Origin of the sequence: Mesorhizobium amorphae (assembly GCF_014843845.1) — a bacterium.
Classification (GTDB): domain Bacteria; phylum Pseudomonadota; class Alphaproteobacteria; order Rhizobiales; family Rhizobiaceae; genus Mesorhizobium; species Mesorhizobium amorphae_A.
This window is the reverse complement of the sequence record NZ_JHQS01000019.1, coordinates 23,229-49,627: the sequence shown is the minus strand read 5'-3', so window position 1 is coordinate 49,627 and position 26,399 is coordinate 23,229. Positions and strand designations below refer to the sequence as shown.

General features: G+C 63.3%; 20 protein-coding genes and 1 pseudogene. 14 read left to right on the top strand and 7 right to left on the bottom strand.

Features of this window, described 5'->3' with window-relative positions:
* The first annotated feature begins 357 nt into the window (after window positions 1-357).
* The 4 genes from DH08_RS12280 to DH08_RS12265 are packed head-to-tail and all read left to right on the top strand — an operon-like array spanning window position 358 to window position 7,152.
* Window positions 358-2,940, top strand: coding sequence for a response regulator (locus tag DH08_RS12280; protein ID WP_192179558.1), 2,583 nt, complete (start codon window positions 358-360; stop codon window positions 2,938-2,940).
* Window positions 2,940-4,685: a YaiO family outer membrane beta-barrel protein gene (locus tag DH08_RS12275; protein WP_192179557.1), complete on the top strand. Its 1,746-nt coding sequence runs from the start codon at window positions 2,940-2,942 to the stop codon at window positions 4,683-4,685. The genes DH08_RS12280 and DH08_RS12275 overlap by 1 nt, the downstream gene beginning before the upstream one ends.
* 2 nt (window positions 4,686-4,687) lie before the next feature.
* Window positions 4,688-5,725, top strand: a complete 1,038-nt coding sequence (locus tag DH08_RS12270; RefSeq protein WP_192179556.1) for a HEAT repeat domain-containing protein — start codon at window positions 4,688-4,690, stop codon at window positions 5,723-5,725.
* The gene (locus tag DH08_RS12265) at window positions 5,722-7,152 is read left to right on the top strand and encodes a glycosyltransferase family 2 protein (RefSeq protein ID WP_246800794.1); all 1,431 of its coding nucleotides are present in this window, start codon (window positions 5,722-5,724) and stop codon (window positions 7,150-7,152) included. The genes DH08_RS12270 and DH08_RS12265 overlap by 4 nt, the downstream gene beginning before the upstream one ends.
* Window positions 7,153-7,252: 100 nt before the next feature.
* Here the strand turns inward: DH08_RS12265 and DH08_RS12260 are convergent, their stop codons facing one another.
* Window positions 7,253-8,497, bottom strand: a complete 1,245-nt coding sequence (locus DH08_RS12260; protein ID WP_345892378.1) for a phosphatase PAP2 family protein — start codon at window positions 8,495-8,497, stop codon at window positions 7,253-7,255.
* 444 nt (window positions 8,498-8,941) lie between these two features.
* Complete coding sequence (locus DH08_RS12255) at window positions 8,942-9,544, bottom strand: pyridoxamine 5'-phosphate oxidase family protein (RefSeq protein ID WP_192179555.1); 603 nt, start codon at window positions 9,542-9,544, stop codon at window positions 8,942-8,944.
* A 547-nt stretch (window positions 9,545-10,091) separates the two neighbouring features.
* Here DH08_RS12255 and nthA point away from each other — a divergent pair.
* From nthA to DH08_RS12240, 3 genes are read left to right on the top strand one after another with little or no spacing between them, the layout of a single operon-like run.
* Window positions 10,092-10,739, top strand: a complete 648-nt coding sequence (gene nthA, locus DH08_RS12250; protein ID WP_192179554.1) for a nitrile hydratase subunit alpha — start codon at window positions 10,092-10,094, stop codon at window positions 10,737-10,739.
* Window positions 10,739-11,377 (top strand): SH3-like domain-containing protein, encoded by a 639-nt coding sequence (locus DH08_RS12245; protein ID WP_192179553.1) that lies wholly within the window; start codon window positions 10,739-10,741, stop codon window positions 11,375-11,377. The genes nthA and DH08_RS12245 overlap by 1 nt, the downstream gene beginning before the upstream one ends.
* Entirely contained in the window at window positions 11,364-11,714 is a 351-nt protein-coding gene (locus DH08_RS12240) for a hypothetical protein (protein ID WP_192179552.1), read from the top strand. Before DH08_RS12245 ends, DH08_RS12240 begins: the two co-directional genes overlap by 14 nt.
* Window positions 11,715-11,969: 255 nt before the next feature.
* Here the strand turns inward: DH08_RS12240 and DH08_RS12235 are convergent, their stop codons facing one another.
* Window positions 11,970-12,218 (bottom strand): Hpt domain-containing protein, encoded by a 249-nt coding sequence (locus DH08_RS12235; protein ID WP_246800793.1) that lies wholly within the window; start codon window positions 12,216-12,218, stop codon window positions 11,970-11,972.
* Between the two features lie 215 nt (window positions 12,219-12,433).
* Between DH08_RS12235 and DH08_RS12230 the strand changes: the two are divergent.
* Window positions 12,434-13,326: pseudogene (locus DH08_RS12230) on the top strand (HNH endonuclease).
* Between the two features lie 57 nt (window positions 13,327-13,383).
* On the opposite strand, the gene DH08_RS12225 reads toward DH08_RS12230, so the two are convergent.
* Window positions 13,384-15,222 (bottom strand): ATP-binding protein, encoded by a 1,839-nt coding sequence (locus tag DH08_RS12225; protein WP_192179551.1) that lies wholly within the window; start codon window positions 15,220-15,222, stop codon window positions 13,384-13,386.
* Window positions 15,223-15,755: 533 nt separating this feature from the next.
* Here DH08_RS12225 and DH08_RS12220 point away from each other — a divergent pair.
* From DH08_RS12220 to DH08_RS12200, 5 genes are all read left to right on the top strand, one after another.
* Window positions 15,756-16,799, top strand: a complete 1,044-nt coding sequence (locus DH08_RS12220; RefSeq protein ID WP_192179550.1) for a LacI family DNA-binding transcriptional regulator — start codon at window positions 15,756-15,758, stop codon at window positions 16,797-16,799.
* Window positions 16,800-16,932: 133 nt separating this feature from the next.
* A complete protein-coding gene (locus DH08_RS12215) occupies window positions 16,933-18,174 on the top strand; it encodes an ABC transporter substrate-binding protein (RefSeq protein ID WP_192179549.1) in 1,242 nt (413 codons plus the stop codon).
* 235 nt (window positions 18,175-18,409) lie between these two features.
* Window positions 18,410-19,339 carry a carbohydrate ABC transporter permease gene (locus DH08_RS12210; protein ID WP_192179548.1) on the top strand — a complete coding sequence of 310 codons (930 nt, stop codon included), beginning with the start codon at window positions 18,410-18,412 and terminating at the stop codon, window positions 19,337-19,339.
* Window positions 19,339-20,196, top strand: coding sequence for a carbohydrate ABC transporter permease (locus DH08_RS12205; protein ID WP_006205735.1), 858 nt, complete (start codon window positions 19,339-19,341; stop codon window positions 20,194-20,196). Before DH08_RS12210 ends, DH08_RS12205 begins: the two co-directional genes overlap by 1 nt.
* Before the next feature lie 28 nt (window positions 20,197-20,224).
* Window positions 20,225-22,228, top strand: coding sequence for a glycoside hydrolase family 127 protein (locus DH08_RS12200; protein ID WP_192179547.1), 2,004 nt, complete (start codon window positions 20,225-20,227; stop codon window positions 22,226-22,228).
* A gap of 1 nt (window position 22,229) precedes the next feature.
* Here the strand turns inward: DH08_RS12200 and DH08_RS12195 are convergent, their stop codons facing one another.
* The 3 genes from DH08_RS12195 to efp form a co-directional block, all read right to left on the bottom strand.
* Complete coding sequence (locus DH08_RS12195) at window positions 22,230-23,030, bottom strand: endonuclease/exonuclease/phosphatase family protein (protein WP_120017041.1); 801 nt, start codon at window positions 23,028-23,030, stop codon at window positions 22,230-22,232.
* Between the two features lie 37 nt (window positions 23,031-23,067).
* A complete protein-coding gene (locus DH08_RS12190) occupies window positions 23,068-24,528 on the bottom strand; it encodes a phospholipase D-like domain-containing protein (protein WP_192179546.1) in 1,461 nt (486 codons plus the stop codon).
* A gap of 119 nt (window positions 24,529-24,647) precedes the next feature.
* Window positions 24,648-25,217 (bottom strand): elongation factor P, encoded by a 570-nt coding sequence (efp, locus tag DH08_RS12185; protein WP_192179545.1) that lies wholly within the window; start codon window positions 25,215-25,217, stop codon window positions 24,648-24,650.
* A gap of 140 nt (window positions 25,218-25,357) precedes the next feature.
* Here efp and epmA point away from each other — a divergent pair, with 140 nt between their 5' ends.
* Entirely contained in the window at window positions 25,358-26,398 is a 1,041-nt protein-coding gene (gene epmA / locus DH08_RS12180; RefSeq protein WP_192179544.1) for an EF-P lysine aminoacylase EpmA, read from the top strand.
* Window position 26,399 lies beyond the last annotated feature (1 nt).

The following is a 26,399-nucleotide window of genomic DNA, read 5'->3' as shown; positions in this document are numbered from 1 at the left end:
TAAATTGGTGGTTGTATAAATGCCACAGTGATTGGCAAGCTGCCCAAGTCATGGGCAGTTTGCGGAACTGCACCCAGTAAAAGTCATTCACCAGCAATTCGCTGAGTTTGGATCAGCGCCGTTCGACGCCGCACCGGGCCACTTCATCCACTGACATGCCGCCGGCACCCGCGAGATCGCTAAAGGCGATCCACGCATCGCAGCGCATTGCGACTGGCGGTTCAGCCGTCACGAAGCCAGACCGGGCGGCACCGTTTCTGCGTGGTTTCGACATGCGCCGTTGCCGCAGAGCGTCGGCTCTTTTAGACCTCGGATAGGTTTTGCCGGTATCTATCGGAAAAAAGGAGCCGGAACGTCATGATCGAGATCTGGCACTCACTCCTCGCCAATCTTGCCCTGGTCTCCATCCTCGTGGTCGCCTGGGACCTTGTGGCGGATTTCACTGGGCGTCTCTCGCGGCGGATGCAGTCGCTGCTTCTCGGCGTGGTCATGTGCGTGGGCGCGATCATTTCCATGGCGACGGCCCTGTCCGTCTCCGGCTTCGTCGTCGATCTGCGTGCCGCCTTCATTGCTGCGGCCGCGTTCTTCGGCGGATGGCCGGCAATGCTCATCGCGACGGTCGGCTCCATTGCCTATCGCATCCATCTCGGCGGACAGGGAGCGAGCGTCGGGGTCATGGGCATCCTCATCACCGCCGTCGTCGGCATTGCGTGGCACCACATCGTTGCGGCCCGGTCGCGCACCATGTACGACATATTCGGTCTCGGCGTATCGGTCGCCCTTGCCGGGCTGATCACGCTCCTGGTGATCCCTACGCAAATTGCCGGCCTGGCGCAACAGAGCACGTTCCCGTCCCTCGTGTTCCGTTTTCTCAGCACAATCATCATCGGCGTGCTGCTCGACCGCCAGCAGCGGCGGCGCGATCTCCTGATGTCCAACATGATCTACCGGGCCATGGTTCGCGAGCTGCCGGACTGCCTGAGCATAAAGGACGTGGATGGCCGCTTCATCGCCGCCAATCCCGCCACCGCCGAAATGATTGGCGCCGCTTCGGTGGAGCAGCTCATCGGCAAGACGGATTTCGATTTCTATCCGAAGGAGGTGGCAGAGCGCTTCCGGCAGAATGAGATGGGTGCGCTGGAGGCCGGGCAGACGCTGCGGATCGATCAGCCGGCGCTTTTGCCGGATGGCAGGCAGGGCTGGCTCTACACGCTCAAGGCCCCGTTCCGCGACGAGTCCGGCAAGATCACCGGTGTCGTCACCTACAATCGCGACATCACCGAGCAAAAGCACACCGCCCAGCTCAAGAACGACTTCATTTCCACGGTCAGCCACGAATTGCGCACCCCGTTGACCTCCATCCGCGGCTCGCTGGGCCTGATCGCGGCCGGCGTGGCCGGCGAACTGCCGCCCAAGGCCGCCAACCTCGTCAACATCGCCCACAAAAACAGCGAGAGGCTGGTCCTCCTCATCAACGACATCCTCGACATGGAGAAGATCGAATCGGGCGTGATCGCCTTCAAGATCAAGCAGATGCCTGTCCGCCCCGTCCTGGAGCAGGCCATTGCCGCCAGTTCCAACTACATGGCCGATAGCCGGATACGCATCGTCCTGGTCGACGATGCCCCGCGTGCCGAAGCCAACATCGATCCGGACCGCCTGCATCAGGTGATGGCGAACCTGCTGTCGAATGCGATCAAGTTCTCTGACGCCGACGGAACCGTGACGGTGAAACTCGAGCGTCGCGATCGCGACATGCTGCGCATCTCGGTGATCGATCAGGGCGCCGGCATCCCCGAGGCCTTCCGCAGCCGCATATTCGGCAAGTTCGAGCAGGCGGACGCGTCCAGCACCCGCAGGATAGGCGGCACCGGCCTGGGCTTGAGCATCGTCAAGGCCATTGCGGAAAAGCTGGGCGGCGCCGTTTCCTTCGAAACCGAGCAAGGCAAGGGAACCTCGTTTCACGTCGACCTTGCCGAAGCGCACAGGCAGGCCGAGAAGCCGGTTTTGGTCGAGCGCCGGGCGCGGCCGCGCGATGGCCGCCTGCGTGTTCTCATCTGCGAGGACGAGGCCGACGTCGCGGCGGTGATCGCAGCACTTCTTGATGCGGAAGGCTTTTCCAGCGACGTCGCCCCCGACATCGACACCGCCAAGGCGCTGCTGCGCTCCCGCGATTACGTGGCGCTGACGCTCGACATCAGGCTGGCGGGGGAATCCGGCATCAAGCTCTTCCACGACATCAGGGCGTCACCGATGAATTCCGATATTTCGGTCATCGTCATCTCCGCCGTCGCCGATGAGGCCAAGCGCTCGCTGAACGGCACTGCCGTCGGCATCGTCGACTGGCTGGAGAAGCCGGTGGATTCGAGGCGGCTTCACGCGGCTCTTGCCAAGATCGTTGACGGCAAGATCGACCGGAGGCCGAGGATCCTCCATGTCGAGGACGACGAGGGTGTGCTTGCCGTGATGTCGGCGGGGCTGGGTCCGAGCGTCTCGTTCACCTCGGCGAAAACGCTGCAGGAGGCACGCCGCGCGGTCGCGAAGCATCGCTTCGACCTGGTCATCCTGGACATCGCGCTTCCCGACGGATCGGGGCTGGATCTGCTCATCGATCTGCCGCTCGAGACCGGGGTCATCGTGTTCTCGGCGGCGGAGCTGGACGAGAGACTCGGCGACCGGGTGCAGGCGATGATGACCAAGACCAGGGCGTCGGAGATCGATGTCGCCAAGGCCGACGGCTTGGAAGTGCTTGCCCGCATCAAGGGCGATCCGGCTTTGTCCGAAACCCCGGTCGTCATGCTGACCGCCCGCAAGGGCGAAAAAGACATCGTCTCGGCCCTTGAGAAGGGAGCGGACGACTACCTTGTGAAACCCTTCATTCCCGAGGAATTGCTGGCCCGGCTTGCGCGTCTGCTCGCGCGGAAGAGCGGGAGACGCTGATGCGGCGCGGCCGGCGCGCCATCATTTCCGCATGCATGTTCCTGGCGGTTGCCGCGGCGCCTGCCGCGGCGCTGGCCCAGACGGTCGACGAACTGTACGCTTCCGGCGTCAAGGCCAGGCAAGCCCAGAATTTCGACGAGGCGGCGGATCTGCTTCGGCGCGCGCTGGCGCTCAAGCCCGACAATGCCGACGCCCTGGTGCAACTCGGCTTCGCCGAGCTTGGCCGCAACGATCTGCCGGCGGCGCGCGAGGCCTTTTCCAAGGCCCTTTCACTGGCGCCGGCCTATCTGGACGCCAGCTTCGGCATGGCCCAGATCGAATTCCGCTCCGGCAATCTCGACGCCGCGCTGCCGCTCGCCGAAAAGGTCTCGCGTGCCGAACCCGGCAATACCGACGCGGCCGCGCTTGTCGCCAACATCCGCAGGGCCCAGCAGGCCACGAGGAAGGCGAAGCCTGCAGCCGCGACGGCGAGGAACAAGCCGCGCCCTCCGCGGCCGAATCCCATTGCCGGCCTGATGGAAGAAGGTCGGCGATTGCGGGCGGCGGGACAATTGCCCGAGGCGGAGAAGGCCTATCGCCGCGCGCTCCGGCTGGCGCCGAAAAACACCGACATCCTCGTCGCCCTTGGTCTTGTCGCGGGCTCCCAGCAGAAATTCGACGAGGCCGGGCATTTCTTCGACCAGGCGCTGGCCATAGAGCCGGGCCTTCTCGACGCTCGCCTCGGTAAGGTCCGCCTGGCGATCTGGCAGGGCGACGTGCCGGGCGCCCGCGCGATGATCGACGACGTGCTCGGCACCGCGCCGGAAAATGTCGAGGCGCTCGGCCTCGACGCGCGGATTTCTCTGCTCGAGCAGGATTACGCGCGGGCCGAGCAGTCGTTTCAGCGCGTGCTGGCGATCGATCCGCGCAATGCCGAGGCGCTGGTGGGGATCGGCGATTTGCGCCGCGCCCGTGGCGACGACGCAGCCGCGCGCGACGCCTACCGGCAGGCGCTTGCCCTCGAACCCGGCTCGCGCGACATCGACCAGAGGCTGGCCGCGCCGCCGCCGCGCAAATGGCGGCTCGATCTCGGCAGCGAAGTGAGCGATCTCACCGGCGGGCTTGGCGACTGGACCGACAGTTCGGCCGGCCTTGCCTATCGGCTCACCCCACGAACGACCATTTCCGGCCGCACCCGAGTGGCGACCCGCTTCGGCCACACCGACTTTCAGATCGAAGGCCGCATCGACCAGGCTTTCTCGCCCACAGTTTCCGCCTATGCGCTGGCGGCGGCGACGCCGGATGCCGACTTTTTGGCGCGCTACTCGATCGGTGCCGGCGCTTCGTGGCAGATCATGGCGCCGGCGAAGGCGTTCGGCCCGTTCTCGCTCAACATCGACACCCGCTACGACGATTTCGCCAACGCCGAGATCACCACGATCTCGCCCTGGGTGCAGGCCTATGTCCTGGATGGCCGGCTGGGGCTTTCGGCCCGATGGGTGCACGCGGCCGACGATATCGGCACGCAAGCGGATGGCTATGTGCTGCGGGCCGATCTGGCGGTGACACAGCGCTTCAATGTGTTCGGCGGCTATGCCGACGCCCCCGAAATCTCCGACGGCACGCTGGTGCCGACGCGCACCGTCTTTGGCGGCATCTCCTGGGACGTCACCGACCCGCTGACGCTGCGCGCCAACCTGGCGCATGAGCAGCGCCCGACATTCGACCGAACCATATTCGGGCTCGGCCTGACCACGCGGTTCTGATCATGTGGCTCGTCTGGGACATGTCCATCCTGCTCAGCGCCCTTTCCCTGGTGATCATGCTGCTGTTGATCGCGCGACGGGTGCTGCACGAGCGCCGCGGCACGGCGGCGGCCGACCAGCGGCGCTTTCTTCTGACGGCGCTGATCGCCTTCACCGAAAACCGGGATCGCGAGGCACTGAAGGCGGTGCTGCTCTCGGTGCCGGCGAGCGTGGCGATCGATGCCGGCTTCGAGTTCATTTCCCTGTTGCGCGGCGAGGAGCATGACGATGTCGTTGCCGCCTTCAACGAATGCGGCCTGCCGGCCCTGATCGGCAAGCAGTTGGAGCGCGGCAACGGCGCCGAACGCATCCACGCCGCCGAGATGCTGGCGGCGCTGCGTTCGGAAAACGCCGTGGCAAGCCTGCTTTCGGCCCTCGACCGCGACCGCTCGCGCGAGGTCAGGATCGCCGCCGCCATCGCGCTCTGCGATGTCGGCGCCTTGCCGCCGCTCGTCATAACGCTGCGCAAGATCGGCATTGCGGGGCAGCGCTCGCGGCGCCTGATCGAGCTCTTCAGGCGCTTTCCGCCACGGCGGTTCGAAGAGCTTGAGGATCACGCCGGCCGTCAGGACGCGGTGCCTTTCACAAGGGCGGCCGCGATCGACGCGCTGGCTCGCAGCGGCGGGTTCCGGTTTGCCGATTTCTTCGCCCGCGCGGTCGGCGATCCCTCGGCCGAAGTTGCCGCCGCCGCACTTCGGGCGCTCGGCCTGACGGGGCATACCGACGCACCGACCATCCTGGTCAAGGCGATGGCAAATGACGACTGGGACGTGCGTGCCGACGCCGCCAACGCCGCCGGCCGCCTCGGCCTGTCCGAACTCGCCGCGCCGCTCGCGCAACTGATGGACGACGAGGCATGGACCGTGCGCTATGCCGCCGCCAACGCGCTGCGTTCGTTCGGCCAGCCGGGGGAACGCGTCCTGCAGGAGATCGCCGCGAGCGAGGTTTCGCGCAGCCAGCGCACCGCTTCGCTCATTCTTGCCGAGGGGCCCGCCATATGATGGTCGCAGACTGGAGCCACGGGATCGTGCTGGCCGCTTCCATCCTGTCCTGGTTCATCATCGGGGCAGGGTTGGCGCAGACGGCGGTTTACCTGCTGCAGCTCATCGTCGCCGCCTACGCGCTTTCCAGGCGCCCGCCGGTCGCCCGTTCGGCGTTGTTGTGGCACCGCTATGGCGACGTCGCGCCGCCGATCGCGCTGCTGGTGCCCGCCTACAATGAGGAAGTGAACGTGGTCGAGAGCGTCCATTCGATGCTGGCGCTCGAATATCCGAATTTCGAGGTGATCGTCATCAACGACGGCTCGAAGGACCAGACGCTGCAACGCCTTATCGAAGGATTCAAGCTGGTGAAATTCCACCGGCCCTATGAGGAGGCCGTGACGCACAAGCCGATCCGCGGCCTCTATTCCTCGCCGATGACCGAGCGGCTGTTCGTGATCGACAAGGAGAATGGCGGCAAGGCCGATGCCCAGAATGCCGGCATCAATGTCTGCCGCGCGCCGCTCTTCTGCGTCATCGACGGCGACTCCATCCTCGAGCCCGATGCGTTGATGCGCGCCGCCCAGCCCTTCATCGACGATCCCGAGCGCACCATCGCGGTCGGCGGCACGATCCGCATCGCCAACGGATCGAGGATCGAAGCGGGCAGGGTGCGCGAGATCCACCTGCCCACCCGGTTGGTGGCGCTGTTCCAGGTGGTCGAATATCTGCGCGCCTTCCTGATGGCGCGGCTGGCCTGGAGCCGCATCAACACGCTGATGCTGGTGTCCGGCGCCTTCGGCCTGTTCCGCCGCGCCGAAGTCGTGGCGGTTGGCGGCTTCACCCGAGGCTCGATGGGCGAGGACATGGACCTGGTGATCAAGCTGCACCGCTACATGCGCGATACGAAGCGCAAATATAGCATCCAGTTCGTCCCGGAGCCGGTTTGCTGGACCGAGGCGCCGGAGACGCTCAGCGTGCTGGGCAGGCAGCGCACGCGCTGGCAGCGCGGCGCGCTCGAATGCTTCTTCCGCTACCGCTCCATGCTGTTCAACCCGCGCTATGGCCGCGTCGGCTTCCTGGGTTTCGGCCACATACTGGTTGTCGATGTGCTGGGGCCGGTGGCGGAGGTGCTGGGCTATGTGCTGATCCCGGCCTTCTGGCTGCTCGGCATCCTGTCGGCCGAGTACTTGCTGGCGTTCACCTCGCTCGTCTTCACCTATGGCGTCTGTGTCAGCGTGTGCTCGCTGGTCCTCGAAGAGGCCGAGCTGCAGCGTTTTCCGCGCGCGCGGGATCTCGCCGTGCTCACCGCCGTCGCCGTGATCGAGAATTTCGGCTACCGCCAGCTCAACAATTTCTGGCGCGTGAAGGGCTGGTGGCAATTTCTGCGCGGCGACCAGGGCTGGGGCGAGATGACCAGGACCGGTCTCGGCGGCGCGAAGAAATGAACAGGGGCGGCCGGCGCACGGCCGCCTCCGTCATTGCAGCGTGCGCTCGATCTCCGCGATCAGCGCATCGAGCGCGGCGCCAATCGCCCCGTCATCGCACCTAGTCTGCTCCGTCCTTTCTCGCCCGCTCGATGAATTTCGCCGCGACCGCTTTGCCGAGCGCGGCACCGGCCTCGTTGTCCATCTGGTAGTGGATGCCGGCCCAGACGCGCGAATCGCCGGCCTCTTTGCCAACCTTGCGGATGAATTCCGCATGGCCGGGAAACAGGTACGCCAGGACCTCGCATCGGGCAGTCGAAAGAGTGGAGTGGTTGGACGGATAACTGGGATGAGCCGGCACTGCAAACAGCGGCGTGATGCCCTTATCGAGCATGTGCGGACGCAGGTACCAATAGGTGTACTTCCCGTCGTTGCTTGCAATGAGGGCGTCGTAGAACACCGTTGCGAGCATCGCGTAGGCCCGCGCGGCACGCGGCGGGTTCGAGTCCGTCTTGTCCTCGAACATCCACTTGCTGGCATAGTCATACCAGTCGGTGAACAGGCCGGATGGGCTCTGCCAATAGAACGCCTTGTAGCTGTTGGGGAATTTTCGCTCGAACTGCCGGACTGCATCCGTCTCGGCCTTCACGGCCGGGGACTGGCAGTCGGGTGGGGCCGGCGGCCTGAATTCGTCGGCTGCTGCGAGCACGATCGGCTTCCAGTTCGGCACGGTTGCGTTGACGGGCTTGTCTCCGACCCACTTGCATGGCCCGGTCGGCACCGTGCCGGTCCAGACTGCGTCGGAGCCATCGGCCTTTGCCCGCGCAATCACCTGTTCGGCCACCCGCCGCCCCAATTCGAGGCCGGCGGAAGAATCGCTCGGGAATTGCAGACCGGCATGGACACGGGACTGTGCCGCTTCTTCGGCCATTGCCTTGAACGACGACGCCTCGTCCGGAAAGAAATAGGACAGCACGGTCGCGGCGGCGCCGGCGGCTGCGGCATGCTCCGATGGGTAGGAGGGACTCCGCGGCGTGGGCAGCACAACCGGCAGTGACGCATCCGCCTCGCTCGGGCGCGGGCGATTGTAGAAATACTTCGACTCCCACGCGGCAATGGTGGCGTCGTGGATCGCCATCGTCAAATAGGCATAGACGCGGTGTGCGTTGGGAATCTGCTGGCCTTCGAGAAGGCGCTCGTTGACCAGGTCGATCCATCGATAGCCGGGCGAGCCGGCATCCCAGAACCTGATCTTCGCGGCGACCTGCGCATCGTTCTTTGCGATGATATCGCGGAGCTGCGCAAGCTCGGCTGTGGAACTATCCGGCGGGGGCGGGACCCGCAAGTCCTTGCCCGACGTGATCACCCACGTCTTCCAGGTTCCAGCCTTTGGCTCTATCAGATCCGATTGGGCGAAAGCGCAGTTCATGGACAAAAGGATCACTGCGCAAGCCTTGCATAAGGCGCTGAGCATGTTTGGCCTCCCATGGTGGCCCCCCGCCCAAAGACGTCACCGTTCTGGTTTTACAGCTGCTCCGTCTAATTTTAGCGATCGCTTATTATAGCGCCGAACACCGCCGGGCAAAAGGATCAATCAGGCGAATAGGGCAGTGTTGTTGGTGACCGCTTTCTGACTTGAAGGCCCGATTGCCGCCGTGAGAGTGACAATCCCGCGCAAAGTCGATGTTTCGACGACCGGCTTTCTGCCGCGGGTAGCGTCAGCTTCCCGGCATGAGCTTGAGTAAAGCGACAGTCGAAGAATTGAGGTTCGCCGGGTCGCGGGGTGCACGCACCGCCCTCCGCATCATTTTCAGCCTTTCCATGTCGGCTGGCGCGGATGGACGTCGTCCTTGAAGGCGTCGAAGCCCTTCCACGCAGGTTCGATCAGATCGCAGCCCGGCATGGGCGTGTAGGGCGATGGCTCGCTGAGCTGCATCGTCGGGATGTAGCGCGGACAGTTAGGGAAGATGACGCGCGCCTCCACGCGCACCATCATCTGTGCGCCGACGGTGCTGCCTGTTAGCGGATCGTCTCGGTCGATCCGGGCGGCGCCGTTAATGCGCAGGCGGCGCGGCGTGCCGTGCATGGCGATGAACAACAGCGCGACGTTCGGATTGACGTCGAGGTTGCCGAGGCTCCTGAACATGCCGTTGCCGTCATAATCCGGGAACGCCAGCTCCGACGGCCCAATGACACGCACGAAGCCGGGCGGGCCGCCCTTGAATGAGCAGTCCGGCCGTCCCTCGGCGTCGACCGTGGCAAGAAAGAAGTAAATCGAATTCTCGATGAACGCCTTATCCTCGTCGGTGAAGGCCGTCCGCGCCATCTTTGCCAGGCGGTCAGCGATGCGCCGGCTCTCGAAGCGGTCCTGCAGGGAGCGATTGCCTTCGTGATAAAAAGCGTCGCCGGTCATGGACGTTCCTCCTTAACAACTCGGGTCATGGTCCGATCCTGAGTGACGCGGCAAGTCGTACGTCGGGGCGCGAGGCTCTCGCCGCCGTCAGCATGGGCGGCCTTCGATGCAATCGCGAGAGAAAGCCAGGCACGAGCACCAGATCGCCCGAGCCCATGCCCATCGCCCGGTACGCGATCCTCGCCATCACGTCTCGCATGTCGGATCTTGGCCGGGCGCATCGTCTCATTCCGGAAGCACTGAGAACCTCTATCAGTTTACGCGATATCGAGGGCCGATCATATCGGAGTGTCGAACTGGCGAGAACAATGGTCTCGTGCCTGGCGCGTGCCCTGGTGGGCGCTCGGTGCAGTCGCCGCTTGCAGGGCCCCAAAGCTGCACGACATCGGCTTCGACCTCTAAGCTGACGCAAGGTCAGAAAGTCAATGACTCGAGTGCACTGCTCCAATAGTCTGGTCCCTTGATGGTCAGCGGGGAGTTAGCCACCAACCCTAAGAGTCCACCCCAGCGCGGTGCGAAGCAGGAATGATACTCAGGGAGGGCATCAGTGAGCTCATATGATTCCGACAAGGTTGCCAAACTTCATCGGGAATTGCACAGCCATCTTCCACCTGAACCGGCGCTTCGCCTGAAGGCACTGGAGACGGTTCTGGTCGAGAAGGGCTTTCTGGCGGCCGACGCCGTGGACAAGTGGCTCGACGACTACTCGGAAAACGTAGGTCCGATGAATGGAGCCAAGGTCATCGCGCGGGCATGGACTGATCCCGATTTCGCCGAACGCCTCGCAAAACATGCGGCCGAGGCGTTTTCGGAAATCGTCCCGAGCGTCGACAAGGATTACCCCCTTGTCGCAGTGTTCAACACGCCTGATATCCACAACGTTGTCGTTTGTACCTTATGTTCCTGCTATCCACTCGGAATCTTGGGAATGTCTCCATCTTGGTACAAGTCTACCGAGTACCGGGCGCGAGTGGTCCGCGATCCGCGTGGCGTTCTCACCGAATTCGGAACCGACCTACCGGAAAAGGTTGAGGTCAGGGTGTGGGACTCGACTTCAGACCGCCGCTACATGGTGGTTCCGGAGCGTCCAGAGGGGACGGACGGCTGGACCGAAGAGGATCTCGCCGGCCTCGTGACGCGCAATGCAATGATTGGGACGACGAGGGACCTGTCGCCAAAGCAGGAGGCGGGGTGATGGATACGGTACACGACCTCGGCGGCAGACAAGGGTTCCGACCGATCCCGAACGTCGCAGAAGATGACTCGGCTCTGTTTTCCGATGAATGGAAGGCGCGCACATGGGCGATCGCCATGATGTCGATGAAAAAGCTGACGACGGATCGCACGGGCTGGACGCTCGATTGGTATCGCCACGTCCTGGAAAGGCTCCCCCCGGACGCCTACCTCGGTCTCGACTATTTCGAGAAATGGATTCTGGCCATGATGGTCACGTCTGTGGATGAAGGCGTCGCGGGCGTTCAGGAGTTCTTCGATGGCAGGGCCTCAAGTCGAACCTTCGAATATGAGTCGCCCAGGCCTACGGTGGAGGCACCGCCCACAGGGGCAAGGTTCAAAGCTGGCGACAAGGTTGTGGCACGGCGCGACATCGCCACAATGCACACGCGGCTGACGGGCTATGTCCGCGGCAGGCCCGGGGTTGTCGACAGTGTGATCGGACCACAGGCTTTGCCCGACAAGAAAGCTGTCGGCACGATACGGCGCGAGCAGACCTACGTCGTGCGGTTTCGCATGGCGGATCTTTGGCCTGAAGCCGGCGACAGCGCAGACAGCCTGCAGATCGATATGTGGGACAGCTATCTTGAGCCGGCCTGAGATTGCCCGTCGCGCCCGGCGCCATCGAGATGGCGAACCGGTCTTCTCCGAGCTATGGCACGCTCAGGTCATTGCGTTGGTCGAGCTGCTCATCGCCGACGGAAAGATCGAAGCAGAGGATTGGTCGCAGACCCTAGGCGCCGAGCTTGATCGGCGGGTGGCCGATGCCGCTATGGACACCGACGCGATCTATTACAGCGCCTTTCTCAGCGCTTTGGAGCTGATACTGGACAGGAGCCAGTTCGCGCTACAGGCCGAGGTGGACAGACGCGAACAGGACTGGCGACACGCCTACCTGAATACACCGCATGGCAAGCCAGTAGCCCTGGCAGATTAGTCAGCGGACCTACAACCCGCGTCACCCTGCGCCGGGCAAAAGGATCAATCAGGCGAATAGGGCAGTGTGACCGCTTTCTGACTTGAAGGCCCGATTGCCGCCGTGACAGTGACAATCCCGCGCAAAGTCGATGGTTTGATCCGGCTTCAGCCGCAGGGCACCTCAGCTTCCCGGCATGAGCTTGCGTAAAGCGACACCGTTTCAGTCGAAGAATTGAGGTTCGCCGGGTCGCGGGTGCGCGCACCGCCCACTGCATCATTTCAGGGTGCGCTCGATCTCCGCGATCAGCGCATCGAGCGCGGCCGCTGCGGCGCCGGCCTCCGCCTGCTCGACCAGTAGCGTCTCCAGCGCCGACGCCCGCGCGCTGATCTCCGGAAAGCCGAACGTCCCCGCCGCGCCCGCCAGAGAGTGGGCGAGCTTGACCAGGGGATCGTCGGAGCCGGGCAGGGAACCGCCTTCACGCGCGGCCTTCAGTTCGGCGAGCTGATCGGCACACCGGGCCATGAAACGCTGCCGCAAGGGAGCAAAGGGATCGGTGGATATGGGGTAGGCTCCGTGGCTGGATGTTGGGGGTATTCAAGCAGAAAGCGGGGCGGGGTGGAATGGCAATACGCTCGCTCGATACTAGGGGAAAAGCAGCGCTGGACTAGACTAAACTCTCGATATCGGGCTGTATCGACTCTGACGCACGTATTTCCGAGGATCGCAGTGTAGAAAACATGGGTTTCGGGGTCTTCATTCACCGCTCAGATTCGATCTACAAGGACCGCCCGGAAGAGCAATATCAATTTCCTAGCATGTATCTGCGCCGTGTCGAAGCATGCGTCGGTGGCTCGATAATCTACTACGAACCCAGCAAGGTTAAGGATGCCCGTGGGTATTACGCGATGGCCAAGGTTCAACAGGTCATTCCCGACCCCGTCACACCGGACATGTACCTTGCTCTTATTGAGCCTCGAAGCTACGTGCCTTTCGTCAATCCTGTTCCATTCAGTGGACCCGATGGTCTCGTTGAACGAGGCTTGCTCAACGACAAGGGAAGGATATCTGGCCGTGCTCAATCGGCAGTCCGCCTACTTAGTCCAAGCGACTTCAACCGCATATACGATCTGGGCTTCGACGCGGATGAGTTGGTGCTGCCCCGCGTTGATGAGATGGGCACCGGCTTCCAGGAAGACCAGGCGCCATTTGAATTCGAGCAGAGCCGTGACCGTGTGAGCTATGTCGGATCGCGAATTGTACGGGATCGCATTTTCCGTCGCGTCGTTTTACGCGCCTATGACGAGCGCTGCGCGATCACTGGACTGAAGTTGATCAATGGCGGCGGCCGAGCAGAGGTTTCCGCAGCGCATATTCGACCGGTCGAACAGAATGGTCCGGATATCATCAACAATGGGATCGCGCTGTCTGGTACGGCGCACTGGATGTTCGACCGCGGATTGATCAGCCTGTCTGACGATCTGGAAATTCTAGTCTCGCGGCAGGTCACGATCTCGACAGTGTGCAGGGGTTCATAAACAAGACCGGTCGAGCGCTTCCGCCGGTCCGGCAGTCTGAACGCCCGCATCCTCGTTTCTTGCAATGGCACCGTGAGAATTGCTTCAAGCAATGAGGTGGCGAAAGCAGCTTTCGTTGGCGACGACGGCCGGTTCGATACGACGGCTGCGATTTACACAGTTACGAGCCCTAAGTCCTCTTCCTCGGTGCCATTGGTCTCGTCACTTTGCCGGTTAGGCCTGAATAGACGACCCATGCTTCGGCGCGCCGGCTGGAGGGAGTCGTAGAAATCATCCGCCGCAAGACTCAAACTTTCTGGTGCCAAGGCATGCTTGACTGCGTCGGCATCCCATTCTTTGTTCAACTGCTTTGCGAGGGCAAAGACAACAGCCCTGCCGACACGGAGGATCATGCTCTTCTCCGCTTGCTGCAGCGCTGCCTCCCGCATGCCATCGACGTCGGCGACAGTGGCGTATGACGCCTCCAGCGTCTCGCGCATCTCAGTGATCGAAGGATACAGCATGTTGAGAAATAGCTGCCCATTCTCGTAGTAGCGTCCAGCCCGGCTACGAAGCTGCTTATCGTCAATTTCCTCCGCTGATCGCAATAGCACAAGGTCGGGGGCTCGCTCGCGGTCCTTCCAAAGGTCCGCCGCTTTTGCACCTTGCGGGGCTAGATTGAGGTCGACGTGCTTGGTCTTCGGCCTCGACATGCCCGCCGAGCCTTCGCCTTCTCGCGCCGCCTGCATGCCAGCACCAGAGGAAGAGTCTACGAGCTTGACCCCGGTTGGCATTGCGCGTGGCAGAACACGACGTACGCGCAACTCATCGAGTAGTTTCTGAAGTTCGTCGCGAATTTCGTCGTTTGAGGTACTTTCAGGTGCAAGAGAGCGAATGAGATCGATGAGCCACTGCGGCCGGTGCTGGGCGACCAGATCACCGAAATGCGCGGCTTGGACGGTCTCCTGCTGACCCGATCGGTAACGCAAAAACTGTCGGTAGCCCTCCGGCAGAACCGAAGCATTATCCGGGAGTTCGATATGGACGGAAATGTGCTTCGATCCGAACGGGATACCAAAGAGGGGGGCATTGATTGCCCAGGCTCTTCCAGTTTTCACGTCGTAAAGTTCGTCCTTGTAGACTACGGCGACGAGACTGAGCGCGGATTGAATTGCCCCGCTGATCGACCGATTGTGGCTCGGCGATTTTTCGTATGGCGGGTCATAGTAGTAGTGGATTTTGATTCCGCCTGGCGCTTCGACGGTCTCGGTCTTTTCGAATGCACCTGCCGCTGCTCGTCGCGGCAAGGGTTCGAATACGCGCGTTCCTTCGCCTAGCTTGTGCGTGCCGCTTTGGAGCACCACTCGAACACCCTCGGGTAGTCGGTAGAATCGGTGATACAGGTACGTCGCCAACCACTGGGCATCTGACGTTGGATCGCCGTTAAAAGGATCGTGCGCCGTGTCTTGTTCGGGTTCGTTGCCCAGGAGTCTCACTTCCGTCCAGTCTTCTCCGAGATTGTATCCTTCCTCGCGCGCCAGCTGCGAAACGCTCACGACTTCTGCAAGCTCACCGCCATCGAGTAGACGACGCAGCCGACCATAGCGGCCATCGCGTTGACAGAGCAGGACTTCGTTCACTTCGCCGGACTTGCATGATCGATAGATCATTCCAAGCTTGTTGGAGGGAAGTGAGGCTACCTTCGCTCCCATGCCGAAGTTCGCGTCCAGACCTTTTTCTTTCCGGATAGAGGCGGCTAGGTCGCACATCCGGTAGAGTTCGCTGGCATCCATTCCGGGTCCGGTGTTCCAGATGGCGAGTTTTGGTGTACCGCCGAAATCGACTACTCGGAAAATTACCTGCCTCTGCCCTTCAGCAGCTTGGGATGCGGCCTCAAGAGCATTCTTCGTCAGTTCGCGGATCATCATCGTCCGCGGGCAACGCTCGATCGTTGTAGCGACCAAGAAATCGGTGTCGTCAATCTGGATTGGAGTAATGCTTGAAGTGTCCATTGCAAACCTACAATTTGAAGCCTGATTGCCGGACGCGGGGTGTTTCGAAGCGAGCTTCCACCGCAGCTACGGCGTCCCGCAATGCCCGTGTTATTTTTCTCACCTCGGCCTCTTCATATTCGTACACCTGGCGGTTCGAAAGGTTGCCTATACGAGCTATTGCCTCGAGTGCTTTTGTGGTCCGGCTTTCTGCTAATTGGCGAAATTTGTCACGTTTCTGGGACATGATCGGTAGTTCATTCCATGTAAATTGCACAATTTTCGCAGAATAAATTGCATGAAATGCACATATTTGCAATCGGTGAGATGTCTAAGGAGATTCTGACCGCCAGGCGGTAGAGAAAAAGACAGTGGTGCTGACACTGTCACCGCTGACGCCTTCATTCCCCCTTGCCATCCCCAAATCCTTCCCCTAATCTCCCTCTGAGAAAACCTTTTCCCAAATCGCCCTTCATCCGCTGACCTCACCAATCAGCGCCTCGCAGGGCGACAAGAGAAAACCTTTTCTCAGCTAAGGGACCTCGCCGCGCACCATGTCCTCCGACGCCTCGCCAGCGCCCGCCAAGACACCGGTCACCCTGCGCGAGGTGGCCGCGTCGGCCGGCGTCAGTGTCGCCACCGCATCGAAGGCGCTGAACGGGCAGGGGCGGATGACGGCGGAGACGCGTGAGCGTATTCGCGAGACGGCGCAGCGTCTGGGGTTCCGGCCGAACAGCCTGGCGCAGAGCCTGTTGCGCCGGCGCTCCTTCACCGTCGGGCTGCTTACCAACGATACCTATGGCCGCTTCTCGCTGCCGCTGATGTCCGGCGTTTCCGATGCGCTGGTCGATGCCGGCGTCTCGGTGTTCCTGTGCAATGTCGAGGACGACATGCGGCTCGCGCAGCTGCATGTAGAGGCCATGCTCGACAAGCGCGTCGACGGCATCATCGCCACCGGCAAGCGCATCGACCGCCATCTGCCGGTCGATCTCGCCAATCTGCGCATTCCGGTGATCTATGCCTTCACCCAACCCGATCCCGACGCCGTCGGTTTTGTATCCGACGATGCCGGCGGCGCACGGCTGGCGGTCGAGCATTTTTGCCGGCTGGGGCGCAGGCGCATTGCGCATGTCAGCGGTCCGGCGAGCTTCGCCGTGGTGCATGAGCGCGCCCGGGCCTATCGCGAGGTGCTTGCCGAGCACGGCCTGCCGGTTGCCGAGCCGCTGCTCGGCGCCTGGTCGGAAGCCTGGGGACATGAGGCGGTCGGCAAACTGTTCGACGGCGAGGCGGGCAGGGCGCCTGATGCCGTCTTCTGCGGCAACGACCAGATCGCGCGCGGCGTCATCGATGCGCTGCGCGAGCGCGGCATCCGCGTGCCCGACGATGTCGGCGTCATCGGCTTCGACAATTGGGAGATCGTGGCCGAGGCGACGCGCCCGCCGCTGACCTCGGTCGACATGAACCTTTCAGCGCTTGGCCGCGAGGCCGGGCTTGCCCTGCTTTCGCTCGTCGGCGGCCAGGCGGCCGCGCCGGGCATCAGGAAACTGCCGTGCCGGCTGGTGGTGCGTCAGTCATGCGGCCGTCCGCCAGGCGGCTGAGATCAATGCATGTCGCCCAAAAGTGCGCAGCGGTTTTGGGGCAACGAGATGCATCAAAGGAAACGGCCGCTGCTTGCCCCGTGAACGGGTAAGCGCGGCCGAACAGGGAGGAGAACCAATGAGGAGGAAAACCATGAAGACCATGATCGCCGGGCTCGCTCTTGCCGCGAGCATCTTTGCTCTGCCTGCTTTTGCCGCCGACACCGCCAACATCTGGGTGCGCGCCGACGGCTCGAACTTCATGCCGCGCATCGTCGATGCCTTCAACAAGGCGCATGAGAACCAGATCAAGCTCGACATCATCCCCAATGCCGAGATCATCCCGAAATATGGCGCGGCGGCCGCCGGCGGCACCGCGCCCGACGCGCTGTCGCTCGACCTGATCTACACGCCGGCCTTTTCCGCCGCCGGCCAGCTCGAGGACATCACCGACTGGGCGAAGTCGCTGCCCTATTTCGCCAGCCTGTCGCCGGCCCACGTCAAGACCGGCACCTACAAGGGCCGCATCTACGGCCTGCCGTTCTCGGCCGACAGTTCGGTGCTGATCTGGAACAAAAAACTGTTCAAGCAGGCCGGTCTCGATCCCGAAAAGGGCCCGGCCAACTGGGCCGAGATCGAAGCCGACGCCGAAAAGGTCAACGCGCTGGGCGGCGACATCAAGGGCTTCTATTTTTCCGGCAATTGCGGTGGCTGCAACATTTTCACCTTCACGCCGCTGATCTGGGCCTCGGGCGGCGATATCCTGTCAGAGGACGGCTCGAAGGCGACGCTGGACAGCCCGCAGCTGCGCGGCGCCATCGACCTCTACCGCTCGATGGTCAAGAAGGATCTGGTGCCGGCCGGCGCGCAGACCGACACCGGCTCCAACTTCTTTGCCGCCTTTGCCGCCGGCAATATCGGCATCACGCCGTCCGGCGCCTTCGCCATCGGCGCTCTGAACACGCAGTACCCGAATGTCGACTACGGCGTCACCTTCCTGCCGGGCAAGGACGGTGGCTGGTCGTCCTTCGCCGGCGGCGACAATTTCGTCGTCACCAAGGGCACCAAGAAGCTCGCCGTGGTGAAGGAGTTCCTCGACTTCGCCTATTCGCTCGAGGGCCAGACCATTTTGGCGAAATACGGCAGCCTGCCGGTGCGCGGCGACATCGCCAAGGAGGCGCTGAAGGATCTCGATCCGCGCTACCAGATCGCCGCCGAAGCGATGGCCAAGGGCCGCACGCCCTATACGGTGGTGTTCAACGATTTGATCAACTCCGCCAACGGCCCGTGGACGCAGATGGTCAACGAGGTCTTCTTCGGCGACGATGTCGACGGCGCGGTTTCGAACGCGCAGGAGACCATGCAGTCGATCATCGACCAGGCGCCGCAGAAATAAGGACTGGCTGGGCGGCAGGAGCGGCGCAACGCCCTGCCGTCCAAGGTCCTGACCCGGCCGCCCGCCCCGTCTCCCTGGCCGGGCGGCCGGAGCGTTCCTTACCCTCCTCCTCGTGGGGAGGGTCGCTGCGAAGCAGCGGGGTGGGGGCGGCGCAGTCCCCCACCCGGACCTGCGGTCCGACCTCCCCACAAGGGGGAGGTAGGGCCGCCTCGCTGGATCCAACGGAAGAGCACGCATGACCACCATCACCGCAGAAACCTCCGCACCCGCCCGCCCCAGGAAGCTGGTCGGCGCCGGGCGTCGGCAGTGGGTCGGCCTGCTCTATGTCGCGCCGGCGGTGGCGCTGGTCACAGTCTTCTTCATCATCCCGCTCGGCATGACGGCGTGGATGTCGCTGCACAACTGGCCGCTGATGGGCGAGCACTCCTTCATTGGCCTCGCCAACTACTGGGCGATCCTGCGCGACACCAGGTTCTGGAATGCGCTGCGCTTCACCGGCTGGTACACGCTGGTGGTGACGGTCGCGATCTTCGCCGTTGCCTTTCCGCTGGCGCTGTTCATCGAACGCCCGAGGCGGCTCACCGGCTTCTACCGCACGTCCTTCTTCATGCCGGCCGTCATCGGCTTCGCTTCGGCGAGCCTGCTCTGGTCGTGGCTTTTGAATGTCGATTCCGGCCTGTTCAGCCCGGCCGCCTTCGACCTCGGCCTGACCGAGAAGAAGGTCAACCTCCTGGCCACCTTCCAGCCGGCCTTCTGGTCGATCATCGCCATGGTCGTGTGGAAGGTCGCCGGCTTCACCATGATCATCCTGATGACCGGCCTTCAGTCGATCCCGTCCGAATTGCAGGAAGCGGCGATGATCGACGGGGCAGGGCCGTTCGCCCGCTTCCGCGCCATCACCCTGCCGCTGATGCGCCGCACGCTGGCGCTGGCGCTGATCCTGTCGGTCGCCGGCTCGATCCTCGCCTTCGACCAGTTCTACATCATCCTGCGCGGCGGCCCGCGCAACCAGACGCTGACCGCCGTCTACTGGATCTTCAACCAGTCCTTCGTCTCGTTCAAGCTGGGCTATGGCGCGGCCCTGTCGATGATCCTGCTCGCCATCCTGGTCGCGCTCAGCACGATCCAGCTCTGGCTGCTGCGCAAACCCGAGGGGGTCGACTGATGGCGCAGGCACGCAGCCGCAGCAGCCGCCTGCGCCTCGGCATCGCCGAGCACGCCACCGGCATGATCGCCTCGGTGCTGTTCCTGGCGCCGATCGTCTGGACGGTGCTGTCGGCCTTCAAGCCCTCGCAGGAGGCGCGCCTGCCGCCGCTGCCGCCCTGGCCGACGACAGGCTTCTCGGTCGAAAATTACGGCACGCTCAACACCTTTGGCGACGGGCTCTGGCTGCCGGCGCAAAACAGCATCTATGTCTCGGTGATGACGGTGGTGTTTTCCGTCATCGTCAGCGTGCTCGCCGGCTACGGTTTCTCGCGCTTCCGCTTCCCGTTCAAGGACCTGCTCTTCGTCGTCATCCTGTCGACGATCATGATCCCGTTCCAGTCGATCCTGACGCCGATCTTCCTGGTGCTGACCAAGATCGGCCTGCACAACACGCTGACCGGGCTGGTCTGCGTCTACGTCACGCTGCAACTGCCGTTCTCGATCTTCATGATGCGCAACGCCTTCGACGCGGTGCCGCGCGAGATCGAGGAGGCCGCCCGCATGGACGGCGCCAACAACGTCACCATGCTGATCAGGGTGATGCTGCCGCTGGTCTGGCCGGGCATCGTCACCATCGCGCTGTTCGCCTTCCTCGGCGCCTGGAACGAATTCCTGGCGGCCCTGGTGCTGATGACCGACCAGTCGAAGTTCACGCTGCCGATCATGATGACGGCACTCCAGTCCGGCCGCTTCGGCGCCATCGACTGGGGCGCGGTGCAGGCGGGCGTCACCGTGATGATGGTGCCGTGCCTGATCCTCTTCCTCTTGCTGCAGCGCTTCTACATCCGCGGCCTGATGGCAGGGGCCGTGAAATGACCAATCGCATTCGAACGGAGTTGAATTGATGACCGCAACGCAATCCGCCAAACAACCCGCCGGCAAGACCGTCACCTCGGGCAAGCCGATGCTCGCCTTCCGCCCGCTGCCGGTGCCGCAGGTCGATGTGCGCGGCTTCTGGGGCGACCGCGTCGATGCGGTGGCCTCGCGCACCGCCGACATCCTCTACGAGCGCTGCGTCGCGGCCCGCATGCTGGAGCAGATCGACCCCGACCGGCCATCGCCGGGTGTCGTCATCCCGTTCCACTCGCCGTCGCCCGACGAAGTTTCTTTCACCGGCAACGAATTCACCGGCTCGACGGTGACCACCCAGATGTTCTGGGATTCCGATTGGGGCAAGACGATCGAGACCGCCGCCTACTCGCTCTACCGCCGGCGCAACGATGCGCTGGAGGCCAGGATCGACGCTGTCATCGACATGTACGGCAAGCTGCAGCAGCCCGACGGCTATCTGTCGAGCTGGTACCAGCGCATCCAGCCGGGCTTGCGCTGGACCAATCTGCGCGACTGCCACGAGCTTTATTGCGCCGGCCACCTGATCGAGGGCGCCGTCGCCTATTACCAGGCCACCGGCAAGCGCAAGCTGCTCGACATCATGTGCCGCTATGTCGACCATATCGCCGACACTTTCGGCCCCGAGCCCGGCAAGAAGAAGGGCTATTGCGGCCATGAGGAGATCGAGCTGGCGCTGGTCAAGCTGGCGCGTGTCACCGGCCAGCAGAAGTACATGGATCTGGCCAAATACTTCATCGACCAGCGCGGGCAGGAGCCGCATTATTTCGACGAGGAGGCACGCGCCCGCGGCGCCGACCCGAAGGCCTATCATTTCAAGACCTACGAATACAACCAGTCGCACAGACCGGTGCGCGAGCAGGACAAGGTCGTCGGCCATGCGGTGCGGGCGATGTACCTGTTTTCCGGCATGGCCGACATCGCCACCGAATATGGCGACGACACGCTCAGGGTGGCGCTCGACCGTCTGTGGGACGATCTGACCACCAAGAACCTCTACATCACGGGCGGCATCGGGCCGTCGGCGCATAATGAGGGCTTTACCGCCGACTACGACCTGCCCAACGAAACCGCCTATGCCGAGACCTGCGCCTCGGTCGGGCTGGTGTTCTGGGCGAGCCGGATGCTCGGCATGGGCCCTAACGCGCGCTATGCCGACATGATGGAGCGGGCGCTCTACAACGGCTCGATCTCCGGCCTGTCGCTCGACGGCTCGCTGTTCTTCTACGAGAACCCGCTGGAAAGTCGCGGCAGGCACAACCGTTGGAAATGGCACCGCTGCCCATGCTGTCCGCCCAATATCGGCCGCATGGTCGCGTCCATCGGCAGCTATTTCTACGGCCTGTCGGACGACGCTTTGGCCGTCCATCTCTACGGCGACTCGACCGCCCGCTTCGAGATCAAGGGACTGCAGGTCGAGCTCGTCCAGACCAGCAACTATCCCTGGGATGGCGCCGTCTCGATCCGCGTCGAGCCGCAGGCGCCGGTCGAGTTCACCTTGCACCTGCGGGTGCCGTCCTGGTGCCGCAAGGCGGCGCTCAGGGTCAACGGCGCCGCTGTCGATCTGCAGAGCGTGACCAGCGACGGTTATGCCGCGATCCAGCGCGAATGGCAGCGCGGCGACCGCGTCGAACTCGAGCTCGACATGTCGATCGCCCGGCTCTTCGCCAACCCCGAAGTGCGCCAGGATATCGGCCGCGTCGCACTGGCGCGCGGTCCGCTGATCTACTGTGTCGAGGCGACCGACAATGCCGGCCAGCTGCACCGCATCACCTTGCCGCGCACCGCAGGGATCGAGGCACATGCCGAGCCGAACCTTCTCGGCGGTGTCGTCACGCTTTCGGCCGTCGGCACGAAAGAGGCGGCGGAGAACTGGGACAGCGGCCTCTACCGTACCGATCCGCCGGCCGTGGAGGAGACCAAGCTTACGGCGGTTCCCTATTTTGCCTGGGACAACCGCGAGCCGGGCGAGATGCTGGTCTGGCTGCGCGACGGGTGAGCTACAGGTGCACGAAAGCCGTAAGCGGCAGATGATCGGAGGCGACCCGCGACAGCGGCGTGTCATGGGCTTCCACTGACGAGATCATCCCGTGCCGGTTGGCCATGATCCGGTCGAGCGCGAGCAGCGGCAGGCTCGACGGAAAGGTGGGAACTGCCGGCGGCGACGGCCCGAAAGTCGTATGCAGCGTGTTCAGCGCGGACCGGTTGCCGAGCCGCCATTCGTTGAGGTCGCCGAGCAGCAGCGTCGGCTTTTCGTCCGGGCTGTTCATGATATCGAGCACGACGCGCGCCTGTTCGGAGCGTGAGCGGCGCAGCAAGCCGAGATGCGCGGCGATGACGCGCAGCGTCCGGTTCTCGTCCATGTCGATTTCGGCAACCAGCGCCCCGCGCGGCTCTAGGCCCGGCAGCTTGATCTGATGGACATCGCGAACGGTGCCGCGCTTGAACAAAAGAACATTGCCGTGCCAGCCGTGCCCCTTGCCGTTTCCGGACACCGGCACGGGCACCAGGCCGGTCTCCATTTCGAGACGCCCAAGATCGAGAAGCCCGGCGCGGTCGCCGAAACGGTTGTCGGCCTCCTGCAGCGCCATGACGTCAGGGCAGATTTCCCGGATGACGCGAACAATTCGTTCGGGGTCGAATTTCCTGTCGACGCCAACGCATTTGTGGACGTTGTAGGATGCGACCAGCGCACTGGCGCCGTCCACAGGCTCGCGCGGCTCGGTCCTGGTCGTCCGGGATTTTCGGCGGCGAATGGACAGGAGCATGTTCTCGGGAAGGCTGCGTCCGGTTCTCTTCATCGTGTCTGCTGCTCGTCTTCCCCAGAAATAGTTCCGGCTAGAGATAAGGCGATCCCAACCACAGCACCCGGTCGAACAGGCGAACGATGAATGGCCGGGCCTTCAAGGCGTCGAGCGTCACTTGTGTCGCGGATTGAATTGCCGATCCGATACGCGCTTCGATCTCGGCGGCAAAGCCTGCATCCAGAACCTCCATGTCGATCTCGAAGTTCAGCCTGAGCGACCGGGCGTCGAGGTTGGAGGAACCTATATAGGCCCACACCCCATCGACCGACAGCAACTTCGAATGATCGAACGCCCCCGCGTGGCGCCACACGCGGCAATAGTGCTTCAGCACCTGGTCGAACTGCGCCGTCATGGCGCGGTCGACGAGGAAGAGGTTGTTCACCGCCGGCACGACGATGTCGATCTCGACGCCGCGCCGGGCTGCCGTGGTCAGCGCGCTGATCAGCTCCCGGTCCGGCAGGAAATACGGCGACATGATACGGATCGATTTGCGAGCGACGGAAAATGCCCCCATCAGCAATTTGTGGTTCGTCTCGATACTGGCATCCGGCCCCGACGCCACCGCCCGCACCAGCATAGGCTGATCGGGAGGTGGCAAGGGCTTGTCCACATGCCATGTCTCGCCCTTCAGCGCCTCGTTGCCGGCAAAACGCCAATCCTCGGCGGCAACCGAAAAGAGGTCGGCCACGACCGGTCCGGTGACCTGGAAATGCGTATCCCCAGCGCTGGTGGAACCCGCGAATTCGGCTGAGAATCCCTTTCGGATGTTCATGCCTCCCGTGAATGCCACCATGCCGTCGACAACCAGGATTTTCCTGTGCGTTCTCAGATTGGCATAGGGAAGTCGCAGGCCCATGACGATGTTGCCATTGAAGAGATCGACAGTGACGTTTGCCTCTCGCAGCAGCTTCAGGATGCTGGGGACCGAGTAGCGCACGCCAACGGCATCGATCAGCACGCGAACGCTGACGCCCTTGCGGACCGCTCCGGCCAGCGAGTCGGCGAAAAGCCGCCCGACATCGTCATTGTCGAAGATGTAGGTCTCGAGAAGGATGCTGCGTTGCGCAGCGTCGATCGCCCGGCACATCACGGCATAGGCTTCGTCACCGGTCTTCAAGATCGTGATTTTGTTTCCCGACGTCAGGGCGCGCCGCGCCACCCTGTCGCCCAATGTCTTCAGTCCGGCGAAACGCTGGCCGTAGCGCTCGAAGATCAGCTCTTCGCTGGCGATGTCGCGCTCGCGCTCTGCAGTTGCCGTCTCACCGGCGGCCGGCCGCTGCGCGCTGATCGTTGCACGACGGATCCGGTTTATGCCGGCTACGGTGTAGATGATCGCGCCGAGGAATGGCGACAGCAGCATCACGCCCACCCAGCCGGTGGCCGCGCGCACGTCTTCCTTTGTCATGATGGCATGAGCGATGCCGACGGCCGCCATCGCCACCGAAATGATCAAGATAAGCTGAGGCCAGTGACTCACTATGGTCTGCAACATCGGCAGGACTATTGAGCGAGCCGCCTCAGAAGGCAATGCAGCGGATCAAATCCGGCTGCTGGGGCCGATGAGGGAATAGACCTAGTCTTGCAGGCGAACAGGCGGCCCCGCCAAATACATTAGTCTTTCGCCCGCTCCACATACGACCCATCCGCCGTCATCACCACAACGCGTGTACCGGCGCTGATGTGCGGCGGCACCGCCGTGCGCACGCCGTTGGAGAGCATGGCGGGCTTGTAGGACGAGGAGGCCGTCTGGCCCTTGGTCACTGGTTCGGTCTCGACCACCTCGAAGGTGGCGCGCTGCGGCAGCACCAGCGAGATCGCGATGCCGTTGAACTGCGAGACCTGCACCGGCATGCCGTCCTGCAGATAGGGTGCGGCGTCACCGACCACGCCCTCCGACACCGCCACCTGATCGTAGGTTTCCGGGTTCATGAAATGATAGCCTTCGCCGTCGGCGTAAAGGAAGGTGTGCTCGCGCTCCTCGACATAGGCGCGCTCGACCTGCTCGGTGGTGCGGTAGCGCTCCGAAACCTTCACCCCGTCACCGATGCGGCGCATGTCGAGCTGGGTCACGGGCGTACCCTTGCCAGGGTGGATGTTTTCGGCAAAGAGGATCACATAGAGCTTGCCGTCCTTATCGACGACGTTGCCTTTGCGTAGGGAACTGGCGATGACCTTCACCACGGGGAACAATCCTAAAGTTTGTTGGCCTGAAAGAGCCGATTGGCACAAATCGGCTGCGAGAGCCGTCCGCTGCGGCCTAGCGCATCTTGGCTCGAACCGCCAGCCCCCAGTGCACGTCCATTGCCGATGAGCCTGGCCCGATGATCACCGCTTCGCCCTGGTGGACGCCCGACGTCCACGCCGACCGCCGGCCGCGGCTGATCCAGCGCAACGCGATCGCAGCCTCCATGCGCGACTGGTTCGCGCAGCGCGACTTCATCGAAGTCACCACCGCGGCGCTGCAGGTCTCGCCCGGCAACGAGGCGCATCTGTCGGCCTTCGCCACCGAGGCGATCGGGCCGGACGCCGTACGCTCGCCGCTCTACCTCCACACCTCGCCGGAATTCGCCTGCAAGAAGCTGCTTGCCGCCGGCGAGCAGCGCATCTTCAGCCTGGGCTCAGTCTGGCGCAACCGCGAGCGCGGCCCCTTGCATCATCCCGAATTCACCATGCTCGAATGGTACCGGGTCGGCGAGACCTATGAGAGCCTGATGGCCGACTGTGCCGCGCTGCTGGCGCTGGCGGCCGAGCGTGCCGGTGCAAAAACCTTCCGCTTTCGCGGCCGTGAGGCCGACCCGTTCGCCGAGCCGGAGCGCCTGAGCGTCGCCGACGCTTTTTCGCGTTATGCCGGCATCGACCTGCTCACTACCGTGGCCGCGGACGGCAGCACCGACCGCGAAATGCTGCAGGCGGCGCTGGTCCAGGCCGGGCTACGCACGGCCGAAGATGACAACTGGGCCGACCTGTTCAGCCGGGTGATGGTGGAAAAGGTCGAGCCGGCGCTGGGGCAGGGGCGGGCCACCATCCTTTACGGCTATCCGATCTCGGAGGCAGCACTCGCCCGGCCGAGCGCCGCCGACCCGCGCGTTGCCGAACGCTTCGAGCTCTATTGCTGCGGCGTCGAACTCGCCAACGCCTTCGGCGAACTCACTGATCCGGCCGAGCAACGTCGCCGCTTTGCCGCCGAAATGGACGAGAAGGAGCGCGTTTATGGCGAGCGCTATCCGCTGGACGAGGATTTTCTCTCGGCTCTCGCCATCATGCCGCAGGCGAGCGGTTCGGCCCTGGGCTTCGACCGGCTGGTCATGCTCGCCACCGGCGCGCTTAGGATCGACGACGTGATCTGGACACCTGTCGCCTGAA